The organism is Variovorax sp. P1_H12_2, assembly GCF_056405335.1.
The window spans coordinates 1-3,996 of the sequence record NZ_JBFUCI010000514.1; the positions used below are offsets into that span (position 1 = coordinate 1).

Below are 3,996 nucleotides of genomic sequence, written 5' to 3' on the forward strand. Positions count from 1 at the left end.
TGTCAGGGCCGCGCATCGGAGCAGGTTTCGTGGGTCTGCGAAGACAACGCCTCAGGCCCACTTTCGGGGGACCATCCGGTGAGGTATTTCAGCAGCCTGCTAGGCTTGCAGCAGATCGACGTCCTGGGCTTCTCGCTCGGTGGCTTCCAGGCGCTGGACCTGACCTGGCGCCATCCGAATCTGGTGCGCAAGCTGATGCTGCTTGGAACCGGCCCGCGGGGCGGCGACCCCGATATGGAACCCAAGGTCTTGACCACGGCGCCACGACCGGTACCGGTGTACGAAGACTTCGAGTACCTGTTCTTCGGCCGGTCCGAGGCCGCCAAACAGGCCGCCCGCGAGTTCTGGGAACGCCGCCACCGGCGCGCCGATCAGGATCCGCCTTCGTCCCACGAAGTGGCCTCTGCGCAGATCGAAGCCAACATGCACTACCTGCCCAAGGTTGCTGAAGACGATCCGTTTGCTTACCTGCGCGGTATCCAGCAGCCGACGTTCATCCTCAACGGCGTGCACGACGTGATGATCCCGACGGTCAATTCTTTTTACATGGCGCGCAACATCCCCAACGCGCAGCTGTTCATCTACCCCGATGCCGGGCACGGCGCGCAGTTCCAGTATCCGCAGCGCTTTCTGCACCACGCCGTGCACTTCCTCGGTGAGTAACGGCAGCCCGGATCCATCGTCCCGAAGCCACCGACCATGCTCAAGTTCAAATTCCTGCTGTGGATGTTCACCCAACTGCTGCAGCGGCAGATCAAGAACAACCCCGACTGCGCACGTTACGTCGCGGGCAAGGAACTGGTGTTCCAGATCCGCACCGACGCGGGTGTCGGCCGCACCTTCGTGATCCGCAATGGCGCCATCCGCTCCGTGGCCGGGCTCGTGGACCAGCCGCGCTTCACCTTCAGCTTCAAGGATGCCGGCAAAGGCTTCTCGATCCTTTCGGCCAAGGACAGTCCGGCCGCTTTCCTGAGAGGCCTGGGCAGCAAGGACTTGACCATCAGCGGCAATTTCCTGGAGGTGATGTGGTTCCAGGGCCTGACGGCATTCCTGCAGCCGCCGAAGGCCGTCTCCCCTTATGACCGCACCACGTTCTGAGCCACCCATGGAAGCCGATCTGTTGAACCAACCCCTTCGACTTCCCAATGGCAGCGTGCTGCGCAACCGGCTCGCCAAGGCGGCCATGAGCGAGGCGCTGGGCACCTACGACAATCGTCCGACCTCCGACCTGGTGCAGTTGTACCGACGCTGGGGCGCCTCGGGCCTGGGACTGATCATGACGGGCAACGTGATGATTGACCGCCGCGCATTGGGCGAGCCTGGCAACGTCGTCATCGAGGACGAGTCGGACTTGGCTGTCCTGCGCCAGTGGACACAAGCTGCGACTGAGCAAGGGGCGGCCATCTGGGCCCAGCTCAACCATCCGGGCAAACAGTCGACCAAGGGGCTGAATGCGTTCAACCTCGCGCCCTCGGCCGTTCCTTTCCGCGAGGACATGGCTGCCTTCTTCGAGACACCACGCGAAGCCACGACGGGCGAGATCGAGGACGTCATCGAACGCTTCGGCCGCAGTGCGGCGATCTGCAAGAAGGCTGGCTTCAGCGGCGTGGAGATCCACGGTGCGCACGGTTACCTGATCAACCAGTTCCTCTCCCCCCACCACAAYCGCCGCACCGATGAGTGGGGCGGCAGCCCCCAGAAGCGGCAGCGCTTCGTACTCGCCGTCTATGCGGAGATCCGCCGTCAGGTCGGTCCGGAGTTCGCGGTGGGCATCAAGCTCAACTCGGCCGACTTCCAGCACGGAGGCTTTACCGAGGAAGAGTCACTCGAGACGATCCGCGAGTTGGCCGACGCGGGCATCGACCTGGTCGAGATCTCTGGCGGCACCTACGAGGCACCCGCCATGAGCGGTGCGATGCAGGAAGCAAAGAAGGCTTCCACCGTGGCCCGCGAAGCCTACTTCCTCGAGTTTGCCGGCAAGGTGCGCGCCGCCGTAAAGGTGCCGCTGATGGTCACGGGCGGCTTTCGCACGGCCGCCGGCATGAACGCGGCCCTGCGCTCCGGCGCGCTCGATCTCGTGGGCCTCGCGCGACTGCTGGCGATCGACCCCGACGCGCCAGCCGCCCTGCTCCAATCGCGGGACAGCCTCCAGCAGGTGCGCCCCATCAGCACCGGCATCAAGGCGGTCGATCGCATGGGGATCWTGGAGGTGCTCTGGTACACGCGCCAGCTCAAGCGCATTGCAAGAGGCAAGGCGCCACGTTCCGACGAAGGTGGGCTGCCGGCATTCCTGAAGTCCGCGCTCAACAACGGCTGGGGCACCTTTCGCACGCGGCGCCTGCGGGTGCGTACTTTAGTGCCAAGGGATTGAGATCAGAACTCATCGCTGGTGAACGCCATATGAAACGATCCACAATCCGATCCAAGGAAGCCACACACGAGCGCATCGTCGAAGCTGGCGCACGCGCGATCCGCCGCTGTGGCTATGACGGCATCGGCATTGCCGACATCATGAAGCAGGCCGGCCTCACCCACGGCGGGTTCTATGCGCATTTCGCCTCGCGCGAGGCCATGCTGGCCGAATTGGCGGATCGCGCAGGTGCCGAGGCCATCGCCACCTTCTTGCGCATCACGGCCGCAGTGCCTGCCGAGCGATCCTCGCAGGCACTGGTCCGCGCGTATCTGTCAGAAGATCATGTGAAGAACCCGGAGGTCGGCTGCCCGGTCGCCGCCCTGGGAACGGAGATGCCACGTCAGGCGCCGGCGGTGCGGCGCGCAATCACGCGCCGCATCAAAGACATGATCGACGTCGTTTCCCGCCAATCGGCCGACCGGGGCCAGCCCGGTGCGCACGAGCGCGCCCTGGCGACTGCCGCCACGATTGGGGCGGTGGTACTGGCGCGCGCGGTCGACGAAGAACCTCTGTCCAAATCGGTGCTGGAGGCGGCGCGAAAGCATCTCGCCCCTGGGGAGGATTGAGTTTGCATCCGCCCTTTTTTTGCGCGTCAGCATGATGCTCAACATATGAAACCCCTAACCTCAAAGGAGAAGTGAACATGACCTTCAAGGCGCTGCTGGCCACCAAGACCGGCGAAGTGATTTCCACGGCCTTGGTCGACTTCAACGAAGCCGACCTCATGCCGGGCGACGTCACCGTCGCGATCGACTATTCGACGGTGAACTACAAGGACGCGATGGCTGTCAGCGGCCGGTCACCGGTCATTCGCCAGTTTCCGCTGATTCCGGGCATCGACTTTGCCGGTACTGTCGAGACCTCGACCTACCCCGGCATCGTGGCCGGCGACCGCGTGCTGGCCAACGGGAGGGGGCTGAGCCAGACCCACCACGGCGGCTTCGCCCAGAAGGCGCGGGTGAGCGGCGACTGGCTGGTCAAGATCCCGGAGGTCTTTTCGAGCCGGGATGCCATGGCCATCGGCACGGCTGGGTACACCGCGATGCTGTCCGTGCTGGCGCTGGAACATGGCGGCCTAACGCCGGAGCGCGGCGACATCCTGGTGACCGGCGCTAACGGCGGCGCCGGCTCGGTGGCGATCGCCCTGCTCTCCAAGCTCGGCTATCGGGTGATCGCGTCCACTGGTCGTCTCGAGGAAGCCGATTACCTATGCGCTCTTGGTGCGGCTGACATCATCGACCGCCACACCCTGAGCGAACCCGGCGCACCGATCTCCAAGGAGCGCTGGGCCGGAGCCATTGATTCGGTCGGTAGCCATACGCTGGCCAACGTGCTGGCGCAGACCCAGTATCGCGGGGTGGTCGCGGCTTTCGGTCTGGCCCAGGGCGCGGATCTGCCTGCTTCGGTCCTACCCTTCATCCTGCGCAACGTCACCCTTGCCGGCATCGACTCGGTCAATGCGCCGCAGCACGTGCGCCTACAGGCCTGGTCACGGCTGGCCAGCGATCTGGAACTGGACAAGCTCGCACGCACGACCCAGGTAATCGGCCTGGCCGAAGTGACTGGCATCGCCGACCGGGTAC

The 3,996-nt window shown here is 64.7% G+C and carries 5 protein-coding genes; all 5 read left to right on the top strand.

The genetic code is table 11. From position 1 onward, the window contains the following. The coding region (locus AC1D2K_RS31350) for an alpha/beta fold hydrolase (protein WP_478093918.1) at positions 1-663 on the top strand (663 nt) is incomplete at its 5' end. A 36-nt stretch (positions 664-699) separates the two neighbouring features. Beyond that, on the top strand, positions 700-1,098 hold the full coding sequence (locus AC1D2K_RS31355) for a helicase (RefSeq protein ID WP_478093920.1): 399 nt from the start codon (positions 700-702) through the stop codon (positions 1,096-1,098). A gap of 7 nt (positions 1,099-1,105) precedes the next feature. Then, positions 1,106-2,371, top strand: a complete 1,266-nt coding sequence (locus tag AC1D2K_RS31360) for an NADH:flavin oxidoreductase/NADH oxidase family protein (protein WP_478093922.1) — start codon at positions 1,106-1,108, stop codon at positions 2,369-2,371. A 29-nt stretch (positions 2,372-2,400) separates the two neighbouring features. Further along, on the top strand, positions 2,401-2,979 hold the full coding sequence (locus AC1D2K_RS31365) for a TetR/AcrR family transcriptional regulator (protein WP_478093924.1): 579 nt from the start codon (positions 2,401-2,403) through the stop codon (positions 2,977-2,979). 77 nt (positions 2,980-3,056) lie between these two features. Continuing rightward, positions 3,057-3,996 (top strand): acrylyl-CoA reductase (NADPH) (gene acuI, locus AC1D2K_RS31370; RefSeq protein ID WP_478093925.1); only part of this gene is annotated, 940 nt, incomplete at its 3' end.

Bases quoted from the DNA above. Each gene is read 5' to 3' on its own strand.
- AC1D2K_RS31355 (WP_478093920.1), top strand. From the start codon at position 700: ATGCTCAAGTTCAAATTCCTGCTGTGGATGTTCACCCAACTGCTGCAG.
- AC1D2K_RS31365 (WP_478093924.1), top strand. From the start codon at position 2,401: ATGAAACGATCCACAATCCGATCCAAGGAAGCCACACACGAGCGCATC.